Source organism: Caldisericia bacterium, assembly GCA_021158845.1.
GTDB lineage: Bacteria > Caldisericota > Caldisericia > B22-G15 > B22-G15 > B22-G15.
Genome location: JAGGSY010000125.1, coordinates 1 through 4,889 on the forward strand (window position 1 = coordinate 1; position 4,889 = coordinate 4,889).

At 39.0% G+C, this 4,889-nt stretch carries 5 protein-coding genes; 1 reads left to right on the forward strand and 4 read right to left on the reverse strand.

All coding sequences use genetic code 11. The features are described from left to right. Positions 1 to 107: 107 nt before the first annotated feature. From secG to J7J33_04660, 4 genes are read right to left on the reverse strand one after another with little or no spacing between them, the layout of a single operon-like run. Positions 108 to 329, reverse strand: coding sequence for a preprotein translocase subunit SecG (gene secG / locus J7J33_04645; protein ID MCD6168575.1), 222 nt, complete (start codon positions 327 to 329; stop codon positions 108 to 110). Then, positions 326 to 2,926, reverse strand: coding sequence for an AAA family ATPase (locus J7J33_04650; GenBank protein ID MCD6168576.1), 2,601 nt, complete (start codon positions 2,924 to 2,926; stop codon positions 326 to 328). Before J7J33_04650 ends, secG begins: the two co-directional genes overlap by 4 nt. Before the next feature lie 53 nt (positions 2,927 to 2,979). Beyond that, positions 2,980 to 3,414 carry a ribose 5-phosphate isomerase B gene (rpiB, locus tag J7J33_04655; GenBank protein ID MCD6168577.1) on the reverse strand — a complete coding sequence of 145 codons (435 nt, stop codon included), beginning with the start codon at positions 3,412 to 3,414 and terminating at the stop codon, positions 2,980 to 2,982. A 10-nt stretch (positions 3,415 to 3,424) separates the two neighbouring features. Continuing rightward, positions 3,425 to 4,630: a threonylcarbamoyl-AMP synthase gene (locus tag J7J33_04660; GenBank protein ID MCD6168578.1), complete on the reverse strand. Its 1,206-nt coding sequence runs from the start codon at positions 4,628 to 4,630 to the stop codon at positions 3,425 to 3,427. A 62-nt stretch (positions 4,631 to 4,692) separates the two neighbouring features. On the opposite strand from J7J33_04660, the gene J7J33_04665 reads away from it, so the two are divergent. Beyond that, positions 4,693 to 4,889 (forward strand): nucleoside 2-deoxyribosyltransferase (locus tag J7J33_04665; GenBank protein MCD6168579.1); only part of this gene is annotated, 197 nt, incomplete at its 3' end.

Genomic DNA, 4,889 nt, shown 5'->3' on the forward strand with positions numbered 1-4,889 from the left:
TATAGATACAGAATAGTCTCATCTTCCACACCTCTTCCTATTGATACTTCTAATATATGTATTATTACTACTAAGGGATTCCAATATGTTTCTGAACTTTTTCAGTCCTAAACACCAAGTATTGTAAGGATAAGTGAGAGTGAACCAAATCCTATGGCAGAAACAAGAGCTATCTTCTCAAGAATAACATCCTTTCTCTTCTTCACATGAAAAAGGTGTGCTCCTCCAGATATGGCACCAAGACCAGCTCCCTTGGGAGTCTGAAATAGAATACTCACTATTACAGATATGGACAGAAGCAATTGAACAAATAGTAAGGCTTCCCTCATTGCTTTGTTACCTCCTTCTTTCTAAAGACAAATTCTCCCTTTTCATCCACATCAACTATAATTGTATCACCTTCTTTAAAATCACCTTCTATTATCTTCTTTGCAATCACATTCTCTATCTCCCTCTGAATGGTTCTTCTCAGTGGTCTTGCTCCAAAGGTTGGATCAAAACCCTCCTCTGCAATCTTCTCTATAGCTTTTTCTGTTAACTCAAGGTCCATTCCCTGTCCTCTCAGAGTCCTCCTCACTCTTTCAATCAGAAGTTTAACTATAGCCTTAATATGCTCCTTTGTCAAGGGGTGGAAAACAATTATCTCGTCAATTCTGTTTAAAAACTCCGGTCTGAACTTTATCTTAAGCATGTCAAGGATTCTTGCCTTTGCCCTTTCAAACTGCTCCTTATCTCTTGGATCAATGGATAAAAGTGTATCACTTCCAAGATTTGAAGTCATAATTATAACTGTGTTTTTAAAATCTACAGTTCTTCCCTTGGAATCGGTGAGTCTTCCATCATCAAGTATCTGTAAAAGAATGTTGAATACATCTGGATGGGCTTTCTCTATCTCATCAAGTAGAATTACAGAGTATGGCTTTCTTCTCACTATCTCTGTCAGCTGTCCCCCCTCTTCATATCCCACATATCCAGGTGGTGCGCCTATAAGTTTTGAAACAGCATGTTTTTCCATGTATTCACTCATATCAAATCTTACAAGGGCGTTTTCATCACCAAACAGGAACTCTGCAAGAGCTTTCGCAAGCTCAGTTTTTCCAACACCTGTTGGTCCAAGAAACATGAAGGAACCTATCGGTTTCTTTGGATCCTTAAGTCCTGCTCTTGCTCTTCTTATAGCTTCTGAAACTGCCTTTACTGCCTCATCCTGACCAACAATCCTCTTGTGAAGTTCCTCCTCCATCCTCATAAGTTTCTTAACTTCCTCCTCCACAAGCTTTGAAACAGGAATACCTGTCCATTCAGAGACAACTTCAGCAACATCTTCGTAGGTGACTACAGGTACATCTCCTCCCTTTTCCTTATTCCACTTCTTCTTTTCCTCCTCTAACTTCTTGGTGAGTTCCTCCTCAAGTTTCTTTAGCTTTGCCGCCTTCTCAAAATCCTCTGCCTTTACAGCAGCTTCCTTCTCCCTTTGAACTCTCTTTAAATCCTCCTCGAGTTTCTTTATCGTCTCTGGTTCTCCCTTCTGTTCAAGTTTCACTTTAGCTGCAGCTTCATCTATAAGATCTATTGCTTTGTCTGGGAGGAATCTATCTGTTATATACTTATCTGAAAGTGTTGCAGCAGCTACTATTGCATCATCTGATATTTTAACTCTATGGTGAGCTTCATACTTATCCTTAAGTCCCCTTAAAATCTCAATTGTCTGCTCAACTGTAGGTTCGCTTACAAGCACCGGCTGGAATCTTCTTTCAAGGGCTGGGTCCTTCTCTATGTATTTTCTGTACTCTCCAATGGTTGTTGCTCCAATACACTGCATCTCTCCCCTGGCAAGGGCAGGTTTAAGAATATTTGATGCGTTAACAGCACCCTCTGCACCACCTGCTCCAACAACTGTATGCAACTCATCTATAAAGGTTATAATCTTTCCCTCATTTCTCTTTATCTCATCAAGGAGTTTCTTCATTCTCTCTTCAAACTCTCCCCTATACTTCGTTCCAGCAACAAGACCTCCAATATCAAGGGCGATGAGTCTCTTGTTCTTTAACACATCTGGCACCTTTCCCGATGCAATTCTCTGTGCAATCCCTTCAACAATTGCAGTTTTACCAACCCCTGGCTCTCCAATAAGAACAGGGTTGTTTTTGGTTCTCCTTGAAAGAATCCTTAATACTCTTGCTATCTCCTTTTCCCTTCCAATTACAGGATCAAGCTTTCCCTCCTTTGCAAGTTTTGTCAGGTCTCTACCAAACTGATCAAGGGTTGGGGTTTCAGAGAACTTCTCCTCCTTTGCCATCTTTTCTCTCTTTAATATTGCCTTAAGTAAATTATCCCTTGTAAGATTCTTATCCTTTAGTATCCTTGCTGCAATTCCCTCTCCTTCATCAATGAGACCGAGAAGAAGATGTTCTGAACCAATGTATCCACTTCCCATAGCTTCAGCCTCTCTCTGGGCAAGCTCAAGAACTCTCTTTACCCTTGGAGAAAAGGACACCTCCTCCACTCCTCTATCCTTTTTCTTCATGTAGGAGAGAACCTCAGTTTCAAGCTCCTTCAGGTTTACTCCAAGAGATGAGAGGATTCCCTTAACAAAATCAGCTTTTCTTAAAAGTGCAAGGAGCAGGTGCTCAGTTTTTATCTCACTCTCACCAAGTTCCTTGGCAATCTTCTCTGCCTCAAGGATACTCTCCTCTGCCTCTCCAGAGAAGAGATCATATCTTGGTGTTGGCTCTGGTGATGAGAAGAATTTGGAGAACTCATCCTGGAAGAAATCCTCAAAGGGTGAAAATAGAGAGAAGGAATCCTTTATATATCCATACTCCCTTGCACATACATCACATATATGAAGAACCTTTTTCTCTCCATTAACTATCTGTGTAACAGTAATGGTAGCAGGTCTTTTATGGCAAATATCACATAACATAGTTTACCTCCTTATTATTTAAAATTTCTTGCATTATTTATTATATATAATTATTATAAATTTTCAACATCTTTTATCTTGTTAATCCTCCTCTCGTGTCTTCCTCCCTCAAAATCTGTGGACAGGAAAGTCTTTACCATCTCCTTCGCAAGCTCTGTCCCAACCATCCTTCCACCAATACATAGAACGTTGGCATTGTTGTGCCTTCTTGCAAGTGATGCGGTAAGGATATTGTAGGCTAAAGCGGCATAGACACCCTTAATTTTATTAGCTGTAATACTCATACCAATCCCTGTTCCACAGATTAAAATCCCAAAGTCTACCTCCTTTTCTCTCACAAGCTCTCCCACCTTTTTTGCAAAGTCAGGATAATCTACAGATTCACTTGAATTTGTTCCCACATCAATAACTTCGTAATCAGTTAAAATCTTCTTTATCTCCTCCTTCAAGGAAAAACCTGCATGGTCAGAACCAATGGCTATTCTCATCTAATCCTCCTTACTCATTAATTATCTTAAGGACCTCCTCTTTCTTAATTCTTCCCTCTCTTAAAATTTTAACATCCTCTCCAATAATAGAAACAACTGTGGAGGGAGTTCCGCCTTTTTCTCCTCCATCCACAATAAAATCAACAATACCTGAAAAAGTTTTCTTCAAGGAGGAAATATCCTTTGGAGTTTCCTCTCCTGATAAATTTGCACTTGTGGTTGCAAGGGGAAAATCAAGGTTTTTAAGTAAATTTATAACAAACTCCTCATCCGGGATTCTTATTCCTATTGTATCAATATCTCTCAAGGAGATCTTGGGCGCTCCCTCCCTTCTCTTTAAAACTATGGTAATTGGTCCTGGAATAAAACTATCTATTAATTTCCTTGCGGTATCATTTACAACTCCGTACTTCTCAATCTCCCCCTTGTCTTTTACAAAAAGGACAAGTGGTTTCTTTATGTCTCTCCTCTTTATTCTATAGATTCTCTTTATGCCTTCTCTATTCAAAGCATTTGTGCATAATCCATAGACTGTATCTGTGGGAATAATTCCTACTTTTCCCTCTGCTAAAAGATCCTTTGCTCTATTTAGACCGAAGCTATCCTCCTTTAAGATTTCAGTCTCCACAAGTTCCTTTTCACCAAACTTCTTTTCAATACCATAGATGAGTCTCTCTATGTTCTCCCTGTGTCTTAGAATTCCAAGAGCTGCAGGAATAAGTGAAAGGAGAGCAAGGGTTCTATCTCCCACAATGAGAAAGGATATGGGAAGGAAAATGAGAGCAAGTATGGAGGATAGGGAAACGATTCTTGTTATAAAGAAGGTAACAAAGAATGGAACAATCTCAATTAAGATAACCAGAGGATTTAAGGCAAGAATAAAACCGAGTGTGGATGCAACTCCCTTTCCCCCTTTAAAGGAGAGGAATATAGAAAAATCATGCCCCACCACCCCTAAAAAACCAGCAAAGAAGAGTTCCATAGTGGATAAACCAAGGTATTTTCCTATAATAACTGGAATTAATCCCTTTGATACATCAAGAATTCCAGATACAAGACCCAACTTTAAACCAAGAACCCTTGAAACATTGGTAGCTCCAATGTTTCCACTACCTATTTTTCTAATATCCACACCCTTAATAACTCTTACAAGTATTAATCCAAACGGGATACTTCCATAAATATAAGAGAAAATATAAAGAATAATCTTTTCCATTTCTCACCTCTCTTTTATAATAATAGAGAAACAAGAAAATGTTAAGTTACAAGGAGGAGAAGATGAAGGTTTATTTTGCCTTTTCCATAAGAGGAGGAACCCCTGATGAAGAAATAATTCAAACTGTTTATAAACTCTTGAAAGAGATGGGGCATGAAGTTACCACAGAGTTTAATATTAACCGTAAGAGTAGAGAAAGGTACATGTCTGATAGGGATATATATAGAAGGGATGTGGAAGCTCTTGAAAAAAGTGATGT